Genomic DNA, 23,023 nt, shown 5'->3' with positions numbered 1-23,023 from the left:
TGAAGTCCCACGTGAAGGCGATCCTGCGCAAGCTGGGTGCCCGGGACCGGGCGCACGCGGTCTCCCTGGTCCTCTCGGCCCGCAACCCCGGGTGCACCTGCGGCGCCCACTCCCTGACCTCCACCGGCGCCTGAGCCGGGCGGAGCAGCACGTCGGTCCGGGCGCCTGACCCCACGGCGCCCGGACCGGCAGGACCACCGGGGCGGCTCCCGCCCCGGTCGGCCTGCCCGGCCGGCGGACGCCCGCCGGGCAGGCCGCCACGAGCCGGTCCCCGTTCCCCCGGGGACCGGCTCGTGTGCCGTCCGGACCAGGGTGCGACGCCGGCGACGCGGCCCCGCGGTGGCCCTGCGCCGGTCGTCGTCCCCCCGACGTAGGGTCGGCAGGCGATGGCTGTCCGACCTGTCCACACCGCGTCCCGGACGGGGCGCCCGCCCGCTTCCGACGAGCCCACCGACGCCCTCTGGGTGATGGAGCGGTCGCTGCGCCGACGGGGGTTCGCCGCGATCGCCGGGGCCGACGAGGCCGGCCGCGGCGCCTGCGCCGGGCCGCTGGTCGCCGCGGCCTGCGTGCTGCCGGCCGGCAAGCGGGGACGCGTGCCGGGGCTGGCGGACTCGAAGCTGCTCACCCCGGCGACCCGCGAGGAGGTCTACGCCGAGGTCGTGGACCGGGCGGTCGCCTGGTCGGTGGTGGCCATCCCGGTGGGCGACCTCGACGCGCGCGGCATGCACGTGACCAACATCGAGGCGCTGCGCCGTGCGGTGCGCGGCTTGGACCCGGTGCCGGACTACGTGCTCACCGACGGGTTCCCGGTGAGCGGGCTGTCGCAGCCGTCGCTGGCCGTCTGGAAGGGCGACCGGGTCGCCGCCTGCGTCGCGGCCGCCTCGGTGCTGGCGAAGGTGACCCGGGACCGGACGATGCTCGAGCTGCACGAGCGGTTCCCGCAGTACGGGTTCGCCGAGCACAAGGGCTACATCACCGACGTGCACAGCGCCGCCCTCGACGAGCACGGGCCCTGCCCGGAGCACCGGATGCGGTTCGTCAACGTCGCCCGGGCCCGGGACGCGCAGGCCGCGCGGGCACTGCCGGTGCCCACGACGGCCGGCATGCACGATGATGGGCCGGCACCGGTCGTCCCAGCAGTCGACGAACGGGCACGAGATGTCCCAGCAGTGATGTCCCCGGCACCGATGGAGCACGCGCGATGAGCACCGAGGACCTCGAGAAGTACGAGACCGAGATGGAGCTGCAGCTCTATCGCGAGTACAAGGACATCGTCCGCCAGTTCTCCTACGTCGTGGAGACCGAGCGGCGCTTCTACCTGGCCAACAGCGTCGACCTGCAGGTGCGCGACGCCGGCGGTGAGGTGTTCTTCGAGCTCAACCTCACCGACGCCTGGGTGTGGGACATGTACCGCCCGGCCCGGTTCGTGAAGAACGTGCGGGTGGTGACGTTCAAGGACGTCAACGTCGAGGAGCTCGACAAGCCCGACCTCGAGCTGCCCGACCAGCCCCGCATGCCCTGACCCCTCCGCCATGCCGGCAGCCTGACCGCAGCTGACGGCGGGCGGCTCGCCGCTGTCCACAGCCGGCAGCTCCGTCCACAGCTCCGCCGCCGGCCTTCCGGTGCTGGGTGCCCGGCCGTCACGGTCGACGGGTGCCCACACCTGAGAACTCCCGGCCGGACCACCGCGCCGCCCTCGGCGCCTTCGGCGAGCGGGTCGCCGTCCGGGCGCTCGCCGACGCCGGACTGCTGGTGCTCGACCGCAACTGGCGCTGCCGCGACGGCGAGCTCGACCTCGTCGCCCGGGACGGCGACGCGCTGGTGTTCTGCGAGGTCAAGACCCGCACCGGGACGGGCTTCGGGCACGCCGTGGAGGCGGTCACCCCCGCCAAGCGGCGCCGGCTGCGGCTGCTGGCCCGCTCGTGGCTCGCCGCGCACGACCACCACGCCCCCGACCTGCGCTTCGACGTCGTCGGGGTGCACGTGCCGCGGTCCGGTCCGGTCCGGGTCACGCACCTGCGGAACGCGTTCTGATGGCGCTCGCGCGGACCTGGTCGGTGGGGCTGGCCGGCGTGCAGGGGGCGATGGTGGAGGTGGAGGTCGACCTGGCCCCGGGGGTGCCGACCGTCGCGCTCGTCGGGCTGCCCGATGCGGTGGTGCGGCAGTCGGTGGACCGGGTGCGGGCGGCGGTGGTGAACGCCGGCCACGACTTCCCGTTGCGCCGGGTGACCATCGGGCTCTCCCCGGCGGCGATGCCGAAACAGGGCAGCGGTTTCGACCTGGCGCTGGCCGTGGCGGTGCTGGCGGCCGCCGAGGTGCTCCCGGTCGGCAGCGTCCGGGACCTGGTGCTGCTCGGCGAGCTCGGGCTGGACGGCTCGCTGCGCGCCGTGCGCGGGGTGCTGCCCGCTGCGCTGGCCGCAGCCCGGGCAGGCCACCGGCAGGTAGTCGTCCCGCGGGAGAACGCCGACGAGGCCGACCTGGTCGAGGGCATCGAGGTGCTGGCCGCCGCCACCCTCGGCCAGGTGATCGCCCACCTGCGGGGTGCGGCCGCGCTGCCGCCGCACGAGCGGGCACCGGTGGCTCCGCCGCCGCCGGGACCGGACCTGGCCGACGTGGTGGGCCAGGCCGCCGGCCGCCGGGCCGTCGAGGTCGCCGCGGCCGGTGGGCACCACGTCTTCCTCACCGGACCGCCGGGCGCGGGGAAGACGATGCTCGCCGAGCGGCTGCCGGGCCTGCTGCCCCCGTTGGACGAGCAGGCGGCGCTGGAGGTCACCGCGATCGCCTCCATCGCCGGCACGCTGCCGCCCGGTGCCCCGCTGGTGACCAGGCCCACCTTCGAGGCGCCGCACCACTCGGCGACGATGGCCGCGCTGGTGGGCGGCGGCTCGGGGCAGATCCGCCCCGGCGCGCTGTGCCGGGCCCACCGCGGGGTGCTGTTCCTCGACGAGGCGCCGGAGTTCCCCCGCGCCGTGCTGGACACGCTGCGCCAGCCGCTGGAACGCGGTTCGGTGACCATCCACCGGGCCAACGGGTCGGCGACCTTCCCCTGCCGGGCGCAGCTGGTGCTGGCGGCCAACCCCTGCCCGTGCGCCAGCGCCGCCGGCGACACCGCCTGCACCTGCAGCCCGCTGGAGCGACGGCGGTACCAGTCCCGGCTGTCCGGCCCGCTGCTGGACCGGATCGACCTGCGGGTCACGCTGCCGCCGGTCACCCGGGCCGCCTGGCTCGACGGCGTCGGCCGGCCCGAGTCGACCGCGGTGGTCGCCGCGCGGGTGCGGGCCGCGCGGGCGGCGGCGGCCGAGCGGCTGGCCGGCACCGGCCTGGCCCTGAACAGCCAGGTGCCCGGCCGGCTGCTGCGGGACCGCTGGCCGGTGGCCCGCAGTTCGCTGGCGCTGGCCGAGCGCGCCCTGGAACGCGGCGCGCTGTCGGTCCGCGGCTTCGACCGGGTGCTGCGGGTCGCCTGGACGCTGGCCGACCTGGCGGGCCGGGTCACCCCGGGCCCGGACCAGGTCGCCGAGGCCCTGGGCCTGCGGCTGCAGCGGGTGGCGGCGTGAGCGGTATGGCGGAGCACCCGGTGCGGCGGGCGCGGGCGTGGCTGTCCCGGGCGGTCGAGCCGGGCTCGGTCGACGCGTGGCGCTTCGTCGAGCGGGTGGGCCCGGTCGAGGCCGAGCGCGCGCTGCGGGCCGGTGGGGGTCCGCCGACGGTGCAGGCGCTGGTCGGCCGGCGGGCGGCGGAGGACCTGGCCGAGGACGACCTGGTCCGGGCCGGGCGCTGCGGTGCGCGGCTGGTCGTGCCCGAGGACGACGAGTGGCCGGCGCCGGCGCTGCACTGCCTCACGCTGCGCGCCTCCCAGCTGCCGCTCGAGCACCGCGACCAGCCGGACCGGACCAAGGCCCTGGTGCCGCCGCTGGCGCTGTGGGTGCGCGGCGACCGGCCGCTCGGTGACCTGGTCGAGCAGTCGGTGGCGCTGGTCGGCTCGCGGGCGTCGACGGCCTACGGCGAGCACGTCGCCGCGGAGCTGGGGCACGGGCTGGGGGAGCGAGGCTGGACGACGGTGTCCGGTGGCGCGTACGGCATCGACGCCGCCGCCCACCGGGGTGCCCTCGCCGCCGGGGCGCCGACGGTCGCCGTGCTGGCGTGCGGGGTCGACCGCGCCTACCCCAGTGCCCACTCCGCCCTGTTCGCCCGGCTGCTGGACGACGACGGACTGCTGGTCAGCGAGTGGGCGCCGGGGTGCGCCCCGCTGAAGCACCGGTTCCTCGTGCGGAACAGGCTCATCGCCGCGCTCACCCAGGGCACCGTGGTCGTCGAGGCCGCGGCCCGGTCGGGTGCGCAGGCCACCGCTCACCGGGCCCGCGACCTCGGCAAGCAGGTGATGGCCGTCCCCGGACCGGTCACGTCCGCGATGAGCGTCGGCTGCCACGAGCTGCTGCGCGACGAGGAGCACCGGGTGGTCCTGGTGACGTCGGCGGCCGAGGTGGTGCAGCAGGTGGGCCGGCTGGGCGCCGACCTCGCCGACCCCGCCGCCCGGCCCTCCTCGGCGTTGGACTCGCTGTCCGACGTGGCCCGCCGGGTGCTCGACGCCTGCCCGGTGCGCGTCGGGGTCCCACCCGAGCGGCTGGCTACGGTCGCCGGCTGCGAGGTGGTCGACGTGCTCCGGGTGCTGCCGGTCCTGGAGCTGCACGACCTGGTCGAGTGGACCGGCACCGGCTGGCGGGTCACGCCCCCTCCCCGGACGCCCCGAGCCGGGGGGCGGGCGTGACCGCTGCTCCCGACCTCAGTCGAGGACGGCCACGGCCTCCACCTCGACGAGCAGGTCCGGCTCGCCCAACGCGGCGACCCCGATGAGGGTGATCGGCCGGATCGGGTCGATGCCCAGCCGCTCCACCACCCGGCCGACCCCGGTCATCAGGTCGCCCATCTTCTCCGGGGCGTAGTCGACGACGTAGACGGTCAGCTTGGCCACGTCGGCGAAGCTGCCGCCGACCGCGGCGAGCGCGGTGGCGACGTTGGTGTAGGCCTGCTCCACCTGGGCGGCGAGGTCGCCGGTGCCGACGGGCTCCCCACCCGCGTCCCGCGCCACCTGCCCGGACAGGTAGACGGTCCGGCTGCCGGTGGCGACCGACAGCTGCACGTACGCGGTGGGCACCGGCAGTCCGGTGGGGTTGACCAGCTCGACGCTCATGACGGCCTCCTGTCGTGGTCCGCCGGTCGGCGGGTGCCCAGCCAAGCGCAGGGGTACGACAGTCGGGTGCGTCTCCCCGCGGCCGGACTGCGGCGCGTCCGGTTGACCCACCCGCGCCCGTCGACGGACCCTGCCGCCATGGCCACCGGGACAGCAGAGCTGCGCGCCGCCCTGCCGCCGGCGCTCGCTGAGTCCCTGGACAGCTGGGAGGAGCACCTCCGGCTGCAGCGCGACCTGTCCCCGCACACCGTCCGCGGGTACGTCGGCGACGTGGTCTCGCTGCTCGACCACCTGGTCCGCCGCAGCGGGACGACCGTCGCGGCCCTCGACCTCGCGGCCCTGCGCAGCTGGCTGGCCCAGGGCCGGGCCAAGGGCGACGGCCGCTCGACGACGGCGCGCCGCGCCGCCTCGGCCCGGTCGTTCACCGCCCACCTGCGGCGCACCGGCCAGCTGGCCGAGGACGTCGGGCTGCGGCTGTCCAGCCCGCGCGCGCACCGGACCCTGCCCGGGGTCCTCGGCGCCGACCAGGCCCGGGCCGTGCTCGAGCAGGCCGCCCAGCCCGCTGCCGGGGAGGAAGCACCCGCCGACACGGCGCTGCGGCTGCGCAACGCCCTGGTCGTCGAGCTGCTGTACGCCAGCGGCATCCGCGTCGGCGAGCTGGTCGGGCTGGACGTCGACGACGTGGACCGCGGCCGCCGGCTGCTGCGGGTGCTGGGCAAGGGCCGCAAGGAGCGCAGCGTCCCGTTCGGTGCCCCGGCCGCCGCGGCGCTGGAGGACTGGCTGGTCCGCGGGCGCCCGGTGCTCGCCACCGGCTCCAGCGGCCCGGCCCTCCTGCTCGGCACCCGGGGCGGCCGGCTCGACCCCCGCGAGGCCCGCCGGGTGGTCCACGCCGCCGTGGCAGCGGCCCCCGGAGTCCCCGACATCGGCCCGCACGGGTTCCGGCACTCGGCGGCGACGCACGTCCTGGAGGGCGGCGCCGACCTCCGCAGCGTCCAGGAGCTGCTGGGTCACGCTAGCCTCGCCACGACGCAGGTCTACACGCACGTGACGGTCGAGCGGCTGCGGGCGGTCCACGCCCAGGCCCACCCACGAGCATGAGGAGAGCGTCGTTGCAGCAGTTGCAGAAGTCGGTCCAGCGGGGGAGTGCACGTGTCTGAGGCGACGGTCCACCAGCTCAGCAGCGAGGACCCGGACGCGTTCATCGCCGACCTCTGGGCCCGCTACGTCGTCGACCGGGACAGCGGCCTGCGGGACCGGCTGATCCTGCACTACGCGCCGCTGGTCAAGTACGTGGCCGGCCGGGTCGGCAGCGGTCTGCCCGCGCACGTCGAGCAGGCCGACCTGGTCTCCTACGGCACCTTCGGGCTCATCGACGCGATCACCCGGTTCGAGCCGGAGCGCGAGATCAAGTTCGAGAGCTACGCGATGGCCCGGATCCGCGGCGCGATCATCGACGAGCTCCGCTCCACCGACTGGATCCCGCGGTCGGTGCGGATGAAGGCGCGCCAGTTCGAGCGGACGGTCGCCGCCCTGGAGGCCAAGCTGCAGCGCAGCCCGACCGACGAGGAGATCGCCGACGAGATGGACATGGACGTCGAGGAGATCCGCAAGTTCCTCGGCCAGCTGTCCCTGGTCAACGTGGTGGCCCTCGACGAGCTGCTGGTGGACGACGACGGGTCCGCCCCGCGGCTGGTCGACACCCTCAAGGACACCAGCGCGCTGGACCCGCAGGCGATGGCCGAGCACGGCGAGGCCCGCCAGCTGCTGGCCCGCGCCGTCGAGCAGCTGCCCGAGCGGGAGAAGGTCGTCGTCAGCCTCTACTACTTCGAGGGCCTCACCCTGGCCGACATCGGCCGGGTGCTCGGGGTGACCGAGAGCCGGATCTGCCAGCTGCACACCAAGGCGGTCCTGCACCTGCGCGGCAAGCTCGCCGACATCGCCTGACGGCCCGGCGCCGGACCGCGGCGCCGGCCTACTCCCCGGGGCGCGGACCCAGCAGCGGCTGGGCCGCCGCCGGGTTGCGGTGGCCCTCCTGCCAGGGCAGCCGGCCGGCGGAGTCCGGCCACACCAGCTGCAGCGCGTCCACGCTGCCGTACAGCTGCTCGAGCACCGCCAGCCGCGCGGTGTCCTCCACGCGGATGAAGACCACGGGGGAGCTGGCGTCGGTCAGCGCCGTGGTGGTGACACCGGCGGGGAACGCCGCACCGGCGCGCACCGCCTCGCCGACCAGGTTGAGGTAGGTCTCGCCGGCCTCGAACGGCAGCCCGACGACGACCACCTCCGGGTGGCCGAAGCCGTGCAGGCCCACCGTGTGCGACCAGCGCGGGTCGTCCGGGCCGCCACCGCCGCCGTGCAGCACCGCCCAGCCGAAGCGGTCGACCACCCGCTGCAGGTCGCCGAGCACCTGGGCGGGGTCCTGCTCGCCCGGTACCTCCGCCCCGGTCTGGTCGGGTCGGGACGAGGACCTGCGCCGGAATCGCACGCGCCGACCGTAACGCCGGGCCCCGGCCGCCCTCAGCCGTGCCACGGCAGCAGCCGGACCCGGGGCGGCCGCAGCAGCGACAGCGGGTCGAGGTAGGTGCCCGACCGGCGCAGGCCCCAGTGCAGGCACGCCGCCACCGGGCAGCCGACGTGCCCGGCCACCAGCACGCCGAGCGGCGATCCCCGGGCCACCGGCTGCCCGGCGGCCACCGTCGGCTGCACCGGCTCGTACGTCGTCCGCAGCCCGCCGGGGTGCTCGACGCTCACCACCGGGCGCCCGGCCACCAGGCCGGCGAACGCCACCACCCCCGCCCCGGCCGACAGCACCGGCTGCCCGGCGGTGCCGGCGAGGTCCGCGCCGCGGTGCCCGGCCGCGTAGGGGCCCGGCGGCGGGTCGAACGGCCGGGCGACCAGCAGCTGCCCGGGCAGCGGCAGCTGCCACGGACCGGGCGCTCCCCACGCCGGTGGCGCCGTGCCGAGGCAGGAGAGGACGGCGAGGACCAGAACGAGGACGAGGACCAGCGACCGGGTGCGGGACACCCGGTCGACCCTCCGCGTCCCGGCCGCCGTCCGGGTCCGCAGGAGGGCGGCTGTGGACGGTCGGCCGAGCTGGGGACGACCTGGTCAGGGCGCCCCGGGCGGGCGCGTATGCTCGTCGGTGCGGTCCGTCCCTGACGGATCGACTTCGCGTGTCCTCTTCCCGCTGCTGCAGCGGGGCAGTCGCCACCTCGGTCCCGCCCTCCGGGCGGGTTCGGTGGCGCGGCCGGACACCAGGGCGGCGCTCCACCGGAGCGCGTGCGACAACCGAGCAGCGCGGTACCGGCCCCGGCCGGCCGCGCACGAGAAGGAAGGCGGCGCCACGTGGCAGTCGTCAGCATGAAGAACCTGCTCGACAGCGGGGTCCACTTCGGGCACCAGACCCGTCGCTGGAACCCGAAGATGAAGCGCTTCATCTTCACCGAGCGCAACGGCATCTACATCATCGACATCCAGCAGACGCTGGGCTACATCGACCAGGCCTACGAGTTCGTGAAGCAGACCGTCGCCCACGGCGGTTCGATCATGTTCATCGGGACCAAGCGCCAGGCGCAGGAGGTCATCGCCGAGCAGGCGACCCGGGTCGGCATGCCCTACGTCAACCAGCGCTGGCTGGGCGGCATGCTCACCAACTTCCAGACCGTCTACAAGCGGCTGGAGCGCCTCAAGGAGCTCGAGGACCTCGAGCAGACCGGCGCGCTGGTCAGCCTGTCGAAGAAGGAGCAGCTGGTCCTCTCCCGCGAGAAGGCCAAGCTCGAGCGCTCCCTCGGCGGCATCCGCGACATGAAGAAGGTGCCCAGCGCCGTCTGGATCGTGGACACCAAGAAGGAGCACATCGCCGTCGGCGAGGCTCGCAAGCTGAACATCCCGGTCGTCGCGATCCTGGACACCAACTGCGACCCCGACGAGGTCGACTACAAGATCCCGGGCAACGACGACGCCATCCGCAGCACCGCGCTGCTGACCCGCGTCATCGCCGACGCGGTCGCCGAGGGCCTGATGGCCCGCTCGGCCGCGCAGGCCAACGCCGGTCGCACCGAGGACGGCGCCGAGACCCCGGCCGCCGAGCCGCTGGCCGACTGGGAGCGCGAGCTCCTCACCGGTGGCGCCGACGCCGCTGCGCCGGCCACTGACGCCGTCGCCCCGGTCGCCGACGCCGCTGCGCCCGACGCCGCCCCGGCCACCGCCACGGAGCTGCCGGAGACCCCGGCCGAGCCGCCGGCGGTCACCGCCACCGAGGTCGCCCCTGTCGAGGGCGTGCCGGCCACCGGTGACACCTCCACGGGCACCCAGGGCGCCCAGAACGGCTAGTCCGCACCGGCGCCGCTGCCCGTCACCCCACCGGTGACGGGCAGCGGCGCCGCCGCACGTCCGCACCCCCGCCCCACCAGACAGAGGAAGTGACATGCCCGCCTTCACCGCAGCCGACGTGAAGCGTCTCCGTGACGCCACCGGCGCCGGCATGATGGACTCGAAGAAGGCCCTGACCGAGGCCGATGGCGACTACGACAAGGCCATCGAGTTCCTCCGCGTCAAGGGCGCCAAGGACGTGGGCAAGCGCCTCGAGCGCTCCACGACCAACGGCGTCGTCGTCACCCGTGACGGCGCGCTGCTCGAGCTCGACTGCGAGACCGACTTCGTCGCCAAGAACGCCGACTTCGTCGCGCTCGCCGAGCGCCTGCTCGACGTCGTCCTGGCGCAGAAGCCGGCCGACGTCGCCGCGCTGCTGGCCACCGAGGTCGACGGCCAGACGGTCGAGAAGCTGGTCGAGGGCGAGTCGGCCCGGATCGGCGAGAAGCTGGTGCTGTCCCGCTTCGCCGTGTTCGAGGGCGAGACCGCCGTCTACCTGCACAAGCGGGCGACGGACCTGCCCCCGGCCATCGGTGTCGCCGTGCAGTACACCGGCGGCGACGCCGACGCGGCCCGCTCGCTGGCGATGCACATCGCCGCCGCCCGCCCGCGCTACCTGAACCGCGACGAGGTCCCGGCCGACGCCGTCGAGACCGAGCGCCGGGTCGCCGAGCAGACGGCCAAGGAGGAGGGCAAGCCCGAGCAGGCGATCACCCGCATCGTCGAGGGTCGGGTCAACGCCTACTACAAGGACTTCGTCCTGCTGGAGCAGCCCTCCATCACCGAGCCGAAGCGCACGGTGCAGCAGGTCATCGCCGACGCCGGCCTCACCGTGGAGCGGTTCGCCCGCTTCGAGGTCGGCCAGGCCTAGCAACACGCAGCACCAGATCGGCCCCGCTGCAGGGGCCCACGCCGAGCTCGCGAGGCGTGGGGGCAGCGGGGCCGATCTGCTGTCCGGACGGCGACGCGGCGGACCCGCGCTCGGCGATGGGGCAGGATCCACCCACGACGCCACCGACCCGAGGGACCCGCCACGTGACCGACACCACCGCTGCCCCGAACTCCGAGGGGCTGCTCTTCGCCCCGGCCGCCTCCGTCCCGACCGACGGCAGCGGCTACCGCCGGGTGCTGCTCAAGCTCTCCGGCGAGGCCTTCGGTGGCGGCAGCGTCGGGGTCGACGGCGGCATCGTGCACCGTATCGCCGAGCAGCTCGCCGAGGTCGTGCACGGCGGCACGCAGGTCGCCGTCGTCGTCGGCGGGGGCAACTTCTTCCGCGGCGCCGAGCTGGCCGAGGCCGGCATGGACCGCCGGCACGCCGACTACATGGGCATGCTCGGCACGGTCATGAACGCGCTGGCCCTGCAGGCCTTCTGCGAGCAGGTGGGCCTGGAGACCCGGGTGCAGACCGCGATCACCATGGGCCAGGTGGCCGAGCCCTACATCCCGCGCAAGGCCGTCCGGCACCTGGAGAAGGGCCGGCTGGTCATCTTCGGCGCCGGCGCCGGGATGCCCTACTTCTCCACCGACACCGTCGCCGCCCAGCGCGCGCTGGAGATCGGCTGCCAGGTGCTGCTGATGGCCAAGAACGGGGTGGACGGGGTCTACGACGACGACCCGCGCACCAACCCGGCGGCCACCATGTACACCGACCTGGACTACGGCACGGTGCTGGCCAAGCAGCTGAAGGTCGCCGACGCCACCGCGATCAGCCTCTGCATGGACAACCGGATGCCCATCGTCGTGTTCAACCTGCTGAAGGACGGCAACATCGCCCACGCGGTCGCAGGTGAGAGGATCGGCACGCTGATCAGCCAGCCGGTCTGACCCGACCGGCTCGGGGTACGGACGACGGTCGCCGGACGTCTCCGCGCACGTACCCGGCGCACACCCACCGGCCAGCACGGCGGCACTGCCGCAGGAGGAGAGAACCCCGTGATCGACGACACCCTGCTCGACGCCGAGGAGCGGATGGACAAGGCCTTGTCGGTCGCCCGCGAGGACCTCGGTTCCGTGCGCACCGGCCGCGCCGCCCCCTCCATGTTCAACAAGATCGTGGTCGACTACTACGGCGCGTTCACGCCGATCCCGCAGATGGCCTCCATCACCGTCCCCGAGGCGCGGATGGCGGTCATCAAGCCCTACGACGCCGGCCAGCTGACCGCGATCGAGCGGGCGATCCGCGACTCCGACCTGGGCGTCAACCCCACCAACGACGGCTCGCTGATCCGGGTGGTCTTCCCCCAGCTCACCGAGGACCGGCGGCGCGAACTGGTGAAGGTGGCCCGCTCCAAGGGCGAGGACGCCAAGGTCGCGATCCGCAACATCCGGCGCCGGTCCAAGGAGGAGCTCGACCGCATCTCCAAGGACGGCGAGGCGGGCGAGGACGAGGTGCGCCGCGCGGAGAAGGAGCTCGACGACCTGACCGCCACCCACGTCACCGCCATCGACGAGGCGATGAAGAACAAGGAGACCGAGCTCCTCGACGTCTGAGCCGACCAGCGGACGCGTCCCGTGACCCCCGACCTGCCCCGCAACGAGCCCCTCGGCCCGGGGCGTGAGCCTGCCCGCGGCCGGTCCGGCCTCTTCGACGCCCCGACCGACGACGCCGGTCGGGTCCGGCGGATCGGGGACCTGCCGGTGCCGCCGCGGCCGACGCTGCCGCGGGTCCGCCCGGCGCAGCAGCCGCCGCCGGTGGACGGGCCCGGGACGGTCGGCCTGCGCTGGGAGGACGACGTGCCGGACGGCGGCCCCGCCGACGCCGGCGGTGCCGCGGACGGGCCGGACGACGAGGGCGACCTGCCGGGCGCGTACGACGGACCGGCCGGGTACGACGGGCCGGGCGCGGACGACGGGGCCGAGCCGCCGCTGACCGCGGTGCCGGACGCGCTGGGCGCCGAGGCCACCGGCGAGCCGCCGGTCGACACCCCGTCGGGCGCGCCGCGGGCGACCGGTCGCGCCGGCCGGGACATGGCCGCGGCGATCGGCGTCGGGCTGGGCCTGGGGGCGGTCGTGGTGGCCACCCTGCTGCTCTGGCGGCCGGCGTTCCTGGTGGTGGTCTCCATCGCCGTGCTGATCAGCATCGTCGAGCTCACCGGCGCGCTGGAGCGGGGCGGGCACCGCCCGCCGCGCGCCCCGGTGCTGGTCGGTGCGGTGGCGATGATGGCGCTGGCCTGGACCCGCGGCTCGTCGGGGCTGGTGGTCGCCTTCCTGCTGACCGTCTTCGCCGTCCTGCTGTGGCGGCTCGGCGACGGCCCGGTGGGCTACCTGCGGGACGCCTCGGCGGCGGTCTTCGTGGCCCTCTACGTGCCGCTGCTCGCCGGGTTCGCCGTCCTGCTGCTGGTGCCCGACGACGGCGTCGCCCGGGTGCTGGCGTTCATCGCCACGGTGGTCTGCAGCGACGTCGGCGGCTTCGCGGCGGGCGTGCTGTTCGGCAAGCACCCGCTGGCGAGGTCGATCAGCCCGAAGAAGTCCTGGGAGGGGTTCGCCGGCTCGGTGCTGGCCTGCGTGCTGATCGGCACCCTGCTGGTGACGCTGACGTTCCACGGGCCGTGGTGGGGCGGGGTGCTCTACGGCGTGGCGATCGCCTGCACCGCGACCCTGGGCGACCTGGGCGAGTCGCTGATCAAGCGCGACCTCGGCATCAAGGACATGGGCAACCTGCTGCCCGGGCACGGCGGCCTGATGGACCGGATGGACTCGCTGCTGCCCTCGGCGGTCGTGGCCTACCTCGTCCTCTCGGCGGTCGTCCCGGCCTGAGCCGGGCGCACCGCGTCCCAGGTGCGGCCGACGACGGCGAAGCCGCGGCGGGTGTACCAGTGCCGCGGCCAGTCGAGCTCGGCCGCGTCGAGGACGACGAGGTCGCAGCCTGCTGCGGCGGCGTGCCGCAGCGCGGCGGCCAGCAGCGCGTCGGCGTACCCGCGCCGCCGGGCCCGCGGGTCGGTGAGCACCGACTCCACCGCGGCGGTGGCGCCGTCCACCCGCAGCTGCAGCGCGGCCACCACCTCCGGCCCCTCGCCCAGGTCGGCGCGGACGGCGAGGTCGACCACCCGGACCACCCGGTCGTTGCGGTGCTCCCGGCCGACCAGCTGGGCCACCACCTCGGCGAGCGCCGGCCCGGTGGCGGCGAGCTCGCGGCGCCACGAGCTGTCCCACAGCGGGTGCACCGCGGCCTGCGGCACCACCTCGACCTGCGTGCCGACCTCCGTGCCGGCGTGCGCGCCGCTGCGGAGGGCCGGGAGCGGGCTCCGGGCGAGCACCAGGGTGCCGGAGACGTCCCAGCCGCGGCGGGCGAGCTCGTCGGCGACCGGCCCCGCGTCGGGGTGCAGCAGCGTCGCCGCCCGGCTGGGCCAGCCGCCCTCCTCGGCCAGCCGGGCGGTGAGCGCCTCGACCGCGTCGGCGTCCGGCACGCCGGTCACCAGCAGCCGGTTGTCGTCCCGGGAGTGCCGCAGGTCGGGGTCGAGCACCGCGATGCCGCCGGGCACGTCGCGGGACGCCGTCGCCCGGCGCACGGGCAGCGAGACGGCGAGCGCCCGCGCCCGCGCAGCTGCGTCGTCCGGAGCAGGCAGGTCCAGCGGCGTGCCGGGGCGCCAGGGCACGACGGCGACGACCGCGGCGGTCGGCAGCGGGCCGTACAGGTGCGGGAAGCGCATGCTCTCCGGGTCACCGGGCACGCCCGGCTCCAGCCGCACCGGGTCGGCGAGCCGGGCCGGGTCGACCACCAGCAGCACGACGTCCCGCCGGCCGGGGAAGAGGCGCTCGGCGGGCAGGTGCACCTGCGCCGGGGTGGACAGGTGCACGAAGCCGACCTCGGCCAGCGACGGCGGGGTCACCGCGCCGGTCGACAGCGCCGCGCGCCACTCGGCGGGCGTGGTCAGGTGCAGCAGCAGACGGCCCGGGTCCTCGGTCACCGTCGGGCCCTACCCGCCGGACCGGACGTGACAGCATCCCCGGCGATGACGAGCGGACCACCTCCGGACGACGGCGCCGGCCCCACCGAGTGGGGTGGGTCGGTCGGCGTCGGCCCGTGGACCGGACCGTGGCCCCAGGACCCGCGCTACGACCCCCAGCTGCTCGCCGACGGGGACCGCCGCAACGTCGTCGACCGCTACCGGTACTGGACGCTGGAGGCGATCGTCGCCGACCTGGACACCCGGCGGCACCCCTTCCACGTGGCGATCGAGAACTTCGAGCACGACCTGAACATCGGCACCGTGGTGCGGACGGCCAACGCCTTCCTCGCCGCCGAGGTGCACGTGGTGGGCCGCCGCCGCTGGAACCGCCGCGGCGCGATGGTGACCGACCGCTACCAGCACCTGCGGCACCACCCGGACGTCGCCGGGGTGCTCGCCTTCGCCGCGGAGCGGGGGCTCACGGTGGTCGCGGTCGACAACGGCCCGGACGCCGTCCCGCTGGAGACCGTCGAGCTGCCGCGGGACTGCCTGCTGCTCTTCGGCCAGGAGGGCCCGGGCATCTCCCCGGCCGCGCGCGAGGGCGCGGCGCTCACCGTCTCGATCGCGCAGTTCGGCTCGACCCGCTCGCTCAACGCCGGGGTCGCCGCGGGGATCGCCATGCACGCATGGGTCCGACGGCACGCCGGACTGCCGATGACAACGGGGGACGCCCCGGTCTGAGGGGACCGTCCTGCCTCGGGGGAACCGGGTGACCGCCACCGGTCGGCCCCGGCCCGGGCACGAGCAGGGGCGGGACGGTGGCCGCCCGGGGAGGAGGGGCAGTGCCGACCGGACCTGAGCAGGGCCCCGGGACCCCCGCGGCGGAGCCGGCCGAGCACGCGCCGGTCGACGCCGTGCTGCCGGGCGAGCCGCCGGCGGCGGCGGCCACCGAGGCCGGCACGCCGACCCGGGACGAGCCCTGGGACGAGACCTGGCTGCCCGCCTGGGTCGCCGACGAGGACGAGCCCGCGGACGACGCGGCGGCACCCGAGCCCGAGCCCGACCGGTCCCCGGTCCTGGCCGACCCGCCGGCGGAGGCCGCTGCGGGCCGCCGGCCGCTGCCACCCCGCATCCAGGTCGCCCTGGCCGAGTTCCACGACCAGCAGCGCGCCGCCGAGCGGGCGGCCGAGGAGCAGGCCGCCGCCCAGTTCGCCGCCTGGGAGGAGGCCATCCGGGCCGGCGAGGAGCTCGCGGCCCGCGCCACGGCACGCTCGGCCGAGCGGCCCGCCCCGTCGCCGGTCCCGGTCGCCCAGCCGGTCGAGCCGGTCGCCGAGCCGGTCGAGCCGGTGGCCACGGCCGATCCCGAGCCGGCGGCCGCGGTGACCGAGGACGACGTCCCCGGCCCGGTCGCCGTCCGCACGCCGCCGGTCGCCGGGCACCGCCGCCTCCGGGTGCTGCTGCCGCTGGCCGTGCTGCTGCTGGCCGCGGTCATCGCCGGCTTCACGCTCCCCGGCGCGTCGGGCACCGACCGGCCGGAGGTCGCCGCGGCCGAGCAGGACGCCGGCCCGACGTCGTCCCGGCCGGCACCGCGCACCCCCGTGCCGCCGGCGGTCACCGCCACCCCGGTGGCACCCACCCCCACGACGCCCACGCCCACCACGGGAGCCCCGACGACGCCCGCGCCGCCGCCGTCCGCCGACGTGCCCGAGAGCACCGCGCACACCCCGCCGGTCCGCAGCCGTCCGCTGCCGACGTCCGCCGCCCCGCGGGCGGTCGTGCCCGTGGCGCCGCCGCCGGTGGTGCCGGTGGTCGCCGTCGAGGTGCCGATCGCGATCGACCCCAGCAGCGGCGACGAGAAGGACCCGCCCCTCGGCGACGTCGACGGGGGCGACGGCGGAGACAGCGGGGACGGCGACGTGCCGGTCGTGCCCGAGTGCCCCACCCCGCCGGACCCGGTGGCCACCGACGAGGTCGGCGCCGCCTGCCCGCCGCCCGGCACGCCGACGCCGACGCCGACCACCCCCGTGCCGAGCCCCGAGCCCACCGGGACCGCCACGCCGACCACCACCGGGACGGCGACCAGCTCGCCGACCGCCACCGCCGCGTCGAGCACCCCGCCCGGCACGACGCTGTCCGCCGGGCTGACGGCCGGCCGGGGCTGACGCGGGGCCCGGGGGGAGCGAGATCACGGTCCTGACCCGTCCCGGACGGCCGGGGAGTGGGACGATGGACGACGCCATGACTGTCCTGCCCCTCGTCTTCGACGCCCCGCGTCCGACCATGCCGCCCCGCCACCTCGCCGACCTCACCCGTGACGAGGCCCGTGCGGCGGTCACCGAGCTCGGTCAGCCGGCGTTCCGCGCCGACCAGCTGGCCCGGCACTTCTACGCCGGGGTCACCGACCCCGCGCAGATGACCGACCTGCCGGCCGCCGTCCGGGAGGAGCTGACCGGTGCGCTGCTGCCGGGGCTGGTCACCCCGGTGCGGCACCAGTCCGCCGACGGCGGGCGCACCCGCAAGACGCTGTGGCGGCTGCACGACGGCGCGCTGGTCGAGAGCGTGCTCATGCGCTACCCCGAGCGCGCCACGGTCTGCATCTCCAGCCAGGCCGGCTGCGGCATGGCCTGCCCCTTCTGCGCGACCGGCCAGAGCGGCCTGACCCGCAACCTGTCCGCCGCCGAGATCATCGGCCAGGCCGTCGCCGCCGCCGCGGCGATGGCCGGTGGTGAGATCCCCGGCGGTCCGGGCCGGCTGTCCAACGTCGTGTTCATGGGCATGGGCGAGCCGCTGGCCAACTACAAGCGGGTCCGCAAGACCCTCGACGCGCTGCTGTCCCCGGCGCCGCACGGGCTGGGACTGGGCCAGCGGTCGGTGACGGTCTCCACCGTCGGCGTCGTACCGGCCATCCGCCGGCTCACCGAGGAGGGCCTCAACGTCACCCTCGCGGTGAGCCTGCACGCCCCCGACGACGAGCTGCGCGACACCCTGGTGCCGGTCAACACCCGGTGGAAGGTCGGCGAGGTGCTCGGGGCGGCCGACGACTACGCCCGGCGCACCGGCCGGCGGTACTCGGTGGAGTACGCGCTGATCCGCGACGTCAACGACCAGCCGTTCCGGGCGGACCTGCTCGGCAAGCTGCTGGCCAAGCGGCTGGCGCACGTCAACCTCATCCCGCTGAACCCGACGCCGGGCAGCAAGTGGGACGCCAGCCCGCTGCCCGCGCAGCAGGAGTTCGTCGCCCGGCTGCGGGCGGCCGGGGTGCCGACGACGGTCCGGGACACCCGCGGCTCCGACATCGACGGCGCCTGCGGCCAGCTGGCCGCGGCCGACGGCATCGAGGACGCCGTCGAGGGGATCCCCAGCATCGCCGTCCCGGTGCCCGGCGCCGACGCGCCGTCCTTCGAGGAGGGCGTGGCCCTCGGGGCCGAGTCGGACCAGGGATGACGGTGCTGCCCGGCGCCGAGGCGCACGAGCACACCCACGCCGACGTCTCCGGCGGGTGGCTGCGGGCCGCCGTCTTCGGGGCGATGGACGGGTTGGTCACCAACACCGCGCTGGTGGCCGGGGTCGGCGCCGGCGGGGCGTCGGCGCACACCGTGCTGCTGTCGGGCACCGCGAGCCTCGTCGCTGGGGCCATCTCGATGGCGCTGGGCGAGTACACGTCGGTGACCACCCAGAACGAGCAGCTCGAGCTCGAGGTCGCCAAGGAGCGCGGCGAGCTGGCCCGCAACCCCGAGGGGGAGCGGCACGAGCTGGTCGCGCTGCTGCGCGCCGGCGGGGTGGACGACGACCTCGCCGAGCAGGTGTCGGTGCAGCTGTCCCGCGACCCGGAGACCGCGCTGCGGCTGCACGTGCTCGCGGAGATGGGCATGAGCCCGGAGGACACCCCGTCGCCGAAGGTGGCCGCGGTCTCCTCGTTCGTCACGTTCTCGGTCGGTGCCGCCGTGCCGCTGCTGCCCTACCTGCTGGGGCTGGACCTGCTGTGGGTCGCGCTGGTGGCCGGCGCGGTGGGGCTGGCGGTCGCCGGCGCGCTCTCCTCGCGGTTCACCCCCCGGCCGTGGTGGTGGTCGGCGCTGCGCCAGCTGCTGTTCGGCGCGGTGGCCGCCGCCGCGACGTACCTCATCGGCACCGCGATCGGCGTCGTCACCAGCTGACGCCCGGCCAGCCGGGACGACCGAGGCCGCCTCCCCGACGGGGAGACGGCCTCGAGAGTGCGTGGGCCGCTGGTCGGCGGCCGGGGCGTCAGCGGGAGCGCCAGGCGTTCTTGCGCCGGCGGGAGTCCCAGATGAGCGAGATCAGGACGATGAGCGCCGTCCCGACCAGCCAGAGGTCCTCGATCCGGCCCTCGTGGTTGCCGAACAGCATGACGAGCAGGGCGACGATCATGACGTAGCCGGTGATCCGGCCCGCCTTGCCGGCCTCGCCGTGCCAGCCCCAGTCCTCGGGGCGCTCGTGAGTGATCGGCGTCTCGCCCGCGCGGACGATGCCGGCCTCGCGGTCGGGCTGCTCGACTACACGGGCGCTGGTCTGGCGGCCCTGGCCGCGGCCGGTGGCGTCGCTCACTTGGCATCCTCGCTGGCGCTCGTCGCCGCGTCCGCGGCGCTGCTGGTGTCCCTGCGTCGGCTGGTGGACTCGCCGACCCGCCCATGATGACAGGCCGGAGCGGACCGCACCCGGTGGCCCCCGGGCGGGTCGCACGCACGCCGTCGGCGTCCGGGCTGCGGTCCGGGGCGCCGGCCGGGGCGCGAGGTCAGGCAGGATGGGCCGGTGAGCGAGCCACGCGAGGTCACCGTGCTGGGGTCGACCGGGTCGATCGGGCGGCAGGCGATCGCCGTGGCCCGGCAGAACCCCGGCCGGCTGCAGGTCACCGGGCTGGCCGCCGGCGGCGGCGACGTCGCCCTGCTGGCCGAGCAGGCGCTGTCGCTCGGGGTGCGCACCGTCGCGGTCGCCCGGGCCACCGCCGCGCAGGACCTGCAGCTGGCCTTCTACGCCGCCGCCCAGCAGCGCGGCTGGGCGCAGGGCAACTACGCGCTCCCGGAGATCCTGGCCGGCCCGCGCGCCGCCGAGGAGCTCGCCGCGCGCCCGGCCGACGTCGTGCTGAACGGCATCACCGGCTCGATCGGCCTCGGGCCCACGCTGTCGGCGCTGCGCGCCGGGCGCACCGTCGCGCTGGCCAACAAGGAGTCGTTGGTCGCCGGCGGCGACCTGGTGCGCGCGGCCGCCGCACCCGGCCAGCTGGTGCCGGTCGACTCCGAGCACTCCGCGCTGGCCCAGTGCCTGCGCGGCGGGGCCCGCACCGAGGTCGCCCGGCTGGTGCTCACCGCCAGCGGCGGTCCCTTCCGCGGCCGCAGCGCGGCCGAGCTGGAGGGCGTGACCCGGGAGCAGGCGCTGGCGCACCCGACCTGGGACATGGGCCCGGTCGTCACCATCAACTCCGCCACGCTGGTCAACAAGGGCCTGGAGCTGATCGAGGCGCACCTGCTCTTCGACGTCCCCTACGCCGACATCGACGTGGTGGTGCACCCGCAGTCGATCGTGCACTCGATGGTCACCTTCGCCGACGGCGCGACCATCGCCCAGGCCAGCCCGCCGGACATGCGGCTGCCGATCGCGCTCGCCCTGGCCTGGCCCGACCGGCTGCCCGACGTGCAGCCCGCGCTGGACTGGTCCCGGGCCAGCACCTGGGAGTTCATGCCGCTGGACGACGAGGTGTTCCCGGCCGTGCGGCTGGCCCGGCACGCGGGTGAGGCGGGCGGCGTCGTCCCGGCGATGTACAACGCGGCCAACGAGGAGGCGGTCGCCGCATTCGCGGCCGGACACCTGTCGTTCCCAGCGATCGTGCAGGTCATCACGCGTACCCTCGACGCCGCGCCGGACCTCGGCGCACCCACCTGCGTCGAGGACGTGCTGGCCGCTGAGAAGTGGGCCCGGGAGCACGCCCGCGTCGCCATCGCCGGAGGCTGAGCTGAGCGCGTTCCTCCTGACGGTCCTCGGGATCGTCTGCTTCGCCGTCGGGCTGCTGTTCAGCATCGGCTTCCACGAGTTCGGGCACTTCTACTGGGCCCGCAAGTTCGGCATGCGGGTCCCGCAGTTCTTCGTCGGCTTCGGCCCCACCGTGTACTCCCGCCGCTTCGGCGAGACCGAGTTCGGCATCAAGGGCGTCCCGCTGGGCGGGTTCATCCGCATCGTCGGGATGATCCCGCCGGCGGAGGAGAACGAGAGCAAGCGCGCGACCCGGATGCGCAGCTTCATCGCCGAGGTCCGCGGCCAGGCGCTCAACGACGTGCTGCCCTCCGACGGCGACCGGGTGTTCTACCGCAAGCCCTGGTGGCAGCGGGTGATCGTGATGTCGGCCGGGCCGCTGCACAACCTGGTGCTGGCCGTCGTCTTCTTCACCGTCGTCCTAGTCGGGCTGGGCACCAACGTGATCACCACCCAGATCGACTCGGTGCCCGCTTGCGTGCTGCCCGCCGGCACGGCCGCTGCCGACGCCGAGGAGGCCTGCGCCGGGGCACCGGAGAGCCCGGCCGAGGAGGCCGGGCTCCGCCCCGGGGACACGATCGTGGCCGTCGAGGGCCAGGAGCTCGACCCGACCGCCTACGACAGCTGGACGGTCGTCCAGGACGCCATCCGCAGCCATCCCGACGAGCAGGTCGCCCTCACCGTCGAGCGGGACGGCGAACGGCGGGACCTCACCGTCACGCCGATCGCCAACACCGTCTACACCGACGCCACGGCCGAGGAGACGACGACCGCCGGCTACGTGGGCATCGCACCGGCCACCGGCTTCGCGCGGCAGTCGATCGGCGCCGTCCCCGGCTACTTCGGGATGGTCGTCTCCCAGTCGGTGCAGAAGCTGGTGGAGATCCCGCAGCGGGTGCCGCAGCTGTTCCGGGCCGCGTTCCTCGGCGAGGAGCGTGACCGCAACGGCCCGATCGGCGTGGTCGGCGTCGGCCGCATCTCCGGGGAGTACTTCGCGCTCACCCAGTTCAGCGCGCTGGAGAAGCTGAGCTTCTTCCTCAGCCTGCTGGCCAGCGTGAACATGGTGCTGTTCCTGTTCAACCTGGTGCCGATCTACCCGCTGGACGGCGGGCACGTGGCGGGGGCGCTGTACGAGAAGGCCCGGGCCGTGGTGGCCCGGCTGCGGGGCCGCCCCGACCCGGGACCGTTCGACATCGCCCGGCTGATGCCGGTGGCCTACGTGGTGGCCGGCCTGTTCATCGTGCTCAGCGGCCTGCTGTTCATCGCCGACATCGTCAACCCGATCACGCTGGGCTGAACGGCCGCGGCACCGAGGTGGGCTCTGCCCGCTCTGCGGGGCCCGCCCGAGCAGTGGTGTCAGGGACGACACAGTGGCCCCAGCAGCGTCAGCGGCACCGGCGCGGCGGGGAGTAGATACTGGTGACCATGGCCGTCCCCGTCAGTCTCGGCATGCCCGCAGCGCCGCCGCCCGTGCTCGCCCCCCGCCGCAGGACCCGGCAGCTCGACGTGGGCGGTGTCGGGGTGGGCAGCGACTCGCCGGTCAGCGTGCAGTCGATGTGCACGACCAAGACCGCCGACATCAACGCGACGCTGCAGCAGATCGCCGAGCTGACCGCCTCGGGCTGCCAGATCGTGCGGGTGGCGGTGCCCGACACCGACGACGCCGAGGCGCTGCCGATCATCGCGCGGAAGTCGCAGATCCCGGTGATCGCCGACATCCACTTCCAGCCGCGCTACGTCTTCGCCGCCATCGACGCCGGCTGCGCCGCCGTCCGGGTGAACCCGGGCAACATCAAGAAGTTCGACGACAAGGTCGGCGAGATCGCACGGGCGGCCAAGGACGCCGGCACGCCCATCCGGATCGGCGTCAACGCCGGCTCGCTGGACCGCCGGCTGCTGGCCAAGTACGGCAAGGCGACGCCGGAGGCGCTGGTCGAGTCCGCGCTGTGGGAGTGCTCGCTGTTCGAGGAGCACGACTTCCGCGACATCAAGATCTCGGTGAAGCACAACGACCCGGTGGTCATGGTGCGGGCCTACGAGCTGCTCGCCGAGCAGTGCGACTACCCGCTGCACCTCGGCGTCACCGAGGCCGGCCCCTCCTTCCAGGGCACGATCAAGTCCGCCGTCGCCTTCGGTGCGCTGCTGTCCCGCGGCATCGGCGACACGATCCGGGTGTCGCTGTCGGCCCCGCCGGTCGAGGAGGTCAAGGTCGGCAACCAGATCCTGGAGTCGCTGAACCTCCGCCAGCGCGGCCTGGAGATCGTCAGCTGCCCCTCGTGCGGCCGCGCCCAGGTCGACGTCTACAAGCTCGCCAACGAGGTGACCGCCGGCCTGGAGGGCATGGAGGTCCCGCTGCGGGTCGCCGTCATGGGCTGCGTCGTCAACGGGCCCGGCGAGGCCCGGGAGGCCGACCTCGGGGTCGCGTCCGGCAACGGCAAGGGCCAGATCTTCGTCAAGGGCGAGGTCGTCAAGACCGTCCCCGAGTCGATGATCGTGGAGACGCTGATCGAGGAGGCCATGCGCATCGCGGCCGACCAGGTCGCCGCCGGCACGCCCTCGGGCGCCCCGGTCGTCACCGTCTCCTGACCCGGGGCACGGG

At 75.3% G+C, this 23,023-nt stretch carries 24 protein-coding genes; 19 read left to right on the top strand and 5 right to left on the bottom strand.

Annotated features, from left to right (window positions below; translation table 11 throughout):
* Positions 1-386: 386 nt before the first annotated feature.
* The 5 genes from HL054_RS21850 (at position 387) to dprA (ending at position 4,762) form a co-directional block, all read left to right on the top strand.
* Positions 387-1,205: a ribonuclease HII gene (locus HL054_RS21850; protein WP_369141239.1), complete on the top strand. Its 819-nt coding sequence runs from the start codon at positions 387-389 to the stop codon at positions 1,203-1,205.
* Positions 1,202-1,522, top strand: a complete 321-nt coding sequence (locus HL054_RS21845) for a DUF2469 domain-containing protein (RefSeq protein WP_369141238.1) — start codon at positions 1,202-1,204, stop codon at positions 1,520-1,522. The genes HL054_RS21850 and HL054_RS21845 overlap by 4 nt, the downstream gene beginning before the upstream one ends.
* Before the next feature lie 131 nt (positions 1,523-1,653).
* Entirely contained in the window at positions 1,654-2,034 is a 381-nt protein-coding gene (locus tag HL054_RS21840) for a YraN family protein (RefSeq protein WP_369141237.1), read from the top strand.
* Complete coding sequence (locus HL054_RS21835; protein ID WP_369141236.1) at positions 2,034-3,554, top strand: YifB family Mg chelatase-like AAA ATPase; 1,521 nt, start codon at positions 2,034-2,036, stop codon at positions 3,552-3,554. Before HL054_RS21840 ends, HL054_RS21835 begins: the two co-directional genes overlap by 1 nt.
* Before the next feature lie 5 nt (positions 3,555-3,559).
* A complete protein-coding gene (gene dprA, locus HL054_RS21830; RefSeq protein WP_369141243.1) occupies positions 3,560-4,762 on the top strand; it encodes a DNA-processing protein DprA in 1,203 nt (400 codons plus the stop codon).
* Between the two features lie 15 nt (positions 4,763-4,777).
* On the opposite strand, the gene HL054_RS21825 is transcribed toward dprA, so the two are convergent.
* Positions 4,778-5,185 (bottom strand): RidA family protein, encoded by a 408-nt coding sequence (locus HL054_RS21825; RefSeq protein ID WP_369141235.1) that lies wholly within the window; start codon positions 5,183-5,185, stop codon positions 4,778-4,780.
* 138 nt (positions 5,186-5,323) lie between these two features.
* Between HL054_RS21825 and HL054_RS21820 the strand changes: the two genes are divergently transcribed.
* Both HL054_RS21820 and whiG read left to right on the top strand, forming a co-directional pair.
* Positions 5,324-6,283, top strand: a complete 960-nt coding sequence (locus HL054_RS21820; RefSeq protein ID WP_369141234.1) for a tyrosine recombinase XerC — start codon at positions 5,324-5,326, stop codon at positions 6,281-6,283.
* Between the two features lie 51 nt (positions 6,284-6,334).
* Entirely contained in the window at positions 6,335-7,129 is a 795-nt protein-coding gene (whiG, locus tag HL054_RS21815) for an RNA polymerase sigma factor WhiG (protein ID WP_369141233.1), read from the top strand.
* 28 nt (positions 7,130-7,157) lie between these two features.
* Here the strand turns inward: whiG and HL054_RS21810 are convergent, their stop codons facing one another.
* Both HL054_RS21810 and HL054_RS21805 read right to left on the bottom strand, forming a co-directional pair.
* Positions 7,158-7,667, bottom strand: coding sequence for a DUF4262 domain-containing protein (locus HL054_RS21810; protein ID WP_369141232.1), 510 nt, complete (start codon positions 7,665-7,667; stop codon positions 7,158-7,160).
* Positions 7,668-7,699: 32 nt separating this feature from the next.
* Positions 7,700-8,206, bottom strand: coding sequence for a M23 family metallopeptidase (locus HL054_RS21805; RefSeq protein WP_369141231.1), 507 nt, complete (start codon positions 8,204-8,206; stop codon positions 7,700-7,702).
* Between the two features lie 321 nt (positions 8,207-8,527).
* Here HL054_RS21805 and rpsB point away from each other — a divergent pair, with 321 nt between their 5' ends.
* The 5 genes from rpsB (at position 8,528) to HL054_RS21780 (ending at position 13,309) form a co-directional block, all read left to right on the top strand.
* The gene (gene rpsB / locus HL054_RS21800; RefSeq protein WP_369141230.1) at positions 8,528-9,514 is read left to right on the top strand and encodes a 30S ribosomal protein S2; all 987 of its coding nucleotides are present in this window, start codon (positions 8,528-8,530) and stop codon (positions 9,512-9,514) included.
* 94 nt (positions 9,515-9,608) lie between these two features.
* Positions 9,609-10,424, top strand: a complete 816-nt coding sequence (tsf, locus tag HL054_RS21795; protein ID WP_369141229.1) for a translation elongation factor Ts — start codon at positions 9,609-9,611, stop codon at positions 10,422-10,424.
* Between the two features lie 164 nt (positions 10,425-10,588).
* Positions 10,589-11,377: a UMP kinase gene (pyrH, locus tag HL054_RS21790; RefSeq protein ID WP_440347963.1), complete on the top strand. Its 789-nt coding sequence runs from the start codon at positions 10,589-10,591 to the stop codon at positions 11,375-11,377.
* A gap of 108 nt (positions 11,378-11,485) precedes the next feature.
* Positions 11,486-12,043, top strand: a complete 558-nt coding sequence (gene frr, locus HL054_RS21785; RefSeq protein WP_369141228.1) for a ribosome recycling factor — start codon at positions 11,486-11,488, stop codon at positions 12,041-12,043.
* 21 nt (positions 12,044-12,064) lie between these two features.
* A complete protein-coding gene (locus HL054_RS21780; RefSeq protein WP_369141227.1) occupies positions 12,065-13,309 on the top strand; it encodes a phosphatidate cytidylyltransferase in 1,245 nt (414 codons plus the stop codon).
* Here the strand turns inward: HL054_RS21780 and HL054_RS21775 are convergent.
* Positions 13,276-14,460, bottom strand: a complete 1,185-nt coding sequence (locus tag HL054_RS21775) for a DUF952 domain-containing protein (RefSeq protein WP_369141226.1) — start codon at positions 14,458-14,460, stop codon at positions 13,276-13,278. The genes HL054_RS21780 and HL054_RS21775 overlap by 34 nt on opposite strands.
* Before the next feature lie 45 nt (positions 14,461-14,505).
* Here HL054_RS21775 and HL054_RS21770 point away from each other — a divergent pair, with 45 nt between their 5' ends.
* The 4 genes from HL054_RS21770 (at position 14,506) to HL054_RS21755 (ending at position 18,596) form a co-directional block, all read left to right on the top strand.
* Positions 14,506-15,183 carry a TrmH family RNA methyltransferase gene (locus HL054_RS21770; RefSeq protein WP_369141225.1) on the top strand — a complete coding sequence of 226 codons (678 nt, stop codon included), beginning with the start codon at positions 14,506-14,508 and terminating at the stop codon, positions 15,181-15,183.
* A gap of 101 nt (positions 15,184-15,284) precedes the next feature.
* Complete coding sequence (locus tag HL054_RS21765) at positions 15,285-16,604, top strand: hypothetical protein (RefSeq protein WP_369141224.1); 1,320 nt, start codon at positions 15,285-15,287, stop codon at positions 16,602-16,604.
* A gap of 76 nt (positions 16,605-16,680) precedes the next feature.
* A complete protein-coding gene (rlmN, locus tag HL054_RS21760) occupies positions 16,681-17,886 on the top strand; it encodes a 23S rRNA (adenine(2503)-C(2))-methyltransferase RlmN (protein WP_369141223.1) in 1,206 nt (401 codons plus the stop codon).
* Positions 17,883-18,596, top strand: coding sequence for a VIT1/CCC1 transporter family protein (locus tag HL054_RS21755; RefSeq protein ID WP_369141222.1), 714 nt, complete (start codon positions 17,883-17,885; stop codon positions 18,594-18,596). The genes rlmN and HL054_RS21755 overlap by 4 nt, the downstream gene beginning before the upstream one ends.
* An 88-nt stretch (positions 18,597-18,684) precedes the next feature.
* Here HL054_RS21755 and HL054_RS21750 read toward each other — a convergent pair whose 3' ends face one another.
* Positions 18,685-19,005, bottom strand: coding sequence for a DUF2631 domain-containing protein (locus tag HL054_RS21750; protein WP_369141221.1), 321 nt, complete (start codon positions 19,003-19,005; stop codon positions 18,685-18,687).
* Positions 19,006-19,209: 204 nt separating this feature from the next.
* Here HL054_RS21750 and dxr point away from each other — a divergent pair, with 204 nt between their 5' ends.
* The 3 genes from dxr to ispG all read left to right on the top strand — a co-directional run bounded on the left by dxr (position 19,210) and on the right by ispG (position 23,010).
* Complete coding sequence (dxr, locus tag HL054_RS21745; RefSeq protein WP_369141220.1) at positions 19,210-20,406, top strand: 1-deoxy-D-xylulose-5-phosphate reductoisomerase; 1,197 nt, start codon at positions 19,210-19,212, stop codon at positions 20,404-20,406.
* Positions 20,357-21,721 carry a M50 family metallopeptidase gene (locus tag HL054_RS21740; RefSeq protein WP_440347964.1) on the top strand — a complete coding sequence of 455 codons (1,365 nt, stop codon included), beginning with the start codon at positions 20,357-20,359 and terminating at the stop codon, positions 21,719-21,721. Before dxr ends, HL054_RS21740 begins: the two co-directional genes overlap by 50 nt.
* A gap of 128 nt (positions 21,722-21,849) precedes the next feature.
* Positions 21,850-23,010: a flavodoxin-dependent (E)-4-hydroxy-3-methylbut-2-enyl-diphosphate synthase gene (gene ispG, locus HL054_RS21735; RefSeq protein ID WP_369141219.1), complete on the top strand. Its 1,161-nt coding sequence runs from the start codon at positions 21,850-21,852 to the stop codon at positions 23,008-23,010.
* Positions 23,011-23,023 lie beyond the last annotated feature (13 nt).

This window comes from Modestobacter versicolor, assembly GCF_041028285.1.
Lineage (GTDB): Bacteria > Actinomycetota > Actinomycetes > Mycobacteriales > Geodermatophilaceae > Modestobacter > Modestobacter versicolor_A.
This window is presented reverse-complemented; position numbering and strand designations above follow the sequence as displayed.

Bases quoted from the DNA above. Each gene is read 5' to 3' on its own strand.
- HL054_RS21820 (WP_369141234.1), top strand. From the start codon at position 5,324: ATGGCCACCGGGACAGCAGAGCTGCGCGCCGCCCTGCCGCCGGCGCTC.
- HL054_RS21825 (WP_369141235.1), bottom strand. From the start codon at position 5,185: ATGAGCGTCGAGCTGGTCAACCCCACCGGACTGCCGGTGCCCACCGCG.
- HL054_RS21850 (WP_369141239.1), top strand. From the start codon at position 387: ATGGCTGTCCGACCTGTCCACACCGCGTCCCGGACGGGGCGCCCGCCC.
- tsf (WP_369141229.1), top strand. From the start codon at position 9,609: ATGCCCGCCTTCACCGCAGCCGACGTGAAGCGTCTCCGTGACGCCACC.
- dprA (WP_369141243.1), top strand. From the start codon at position 3,560: ATGGCGGAGCACCCGGTGCGGCGGGCGCGGGCGTGGCTGTCCCGGGCG.
- ispG (WP_369141219.1), top strand. From the start codon at position 21,850: ATGGCCGTCCCCGTCAGTCTCGGCATGCCCGCAGCGCCGCCGCCCGTG.
- HL054_RS21755 (WP_369141222.1), top strand. From the start codon at position 17,883: ATGACGGTGCTGCCCGGCGCCGAGGCGCACGAGCACACCCACGCCGAC.
- HL054_RS21770 (WP_369141225.1), top strand. From the start codon at position 14,506: ATGACGAGCGGACCACCTCCGGACGACGGCGCCGGCCCCACCGAGTGG.
- HL054_RS21845 (WP_369141238.1), top strand. From the start codon at position 1,202: ATGAGCACCGAGGACCTCGAGAAGTACGAGACCGAGATGGAGCTGCAG.
- HL054_RS21835 (WP_369141236.1), top strand. From the start codon at position 2,034: ATGGCGCTCGCGCGGACCTGGTCGGTGGGGCTGGCCGGCGTGCAGGGG.
- rlmN (WP_369141223.1), top strand. From the start codon at position 16,681: ATGACTGTCCTGCCCCTCGTCTTCGACGCCCCGCGTCCGACCATGCCG.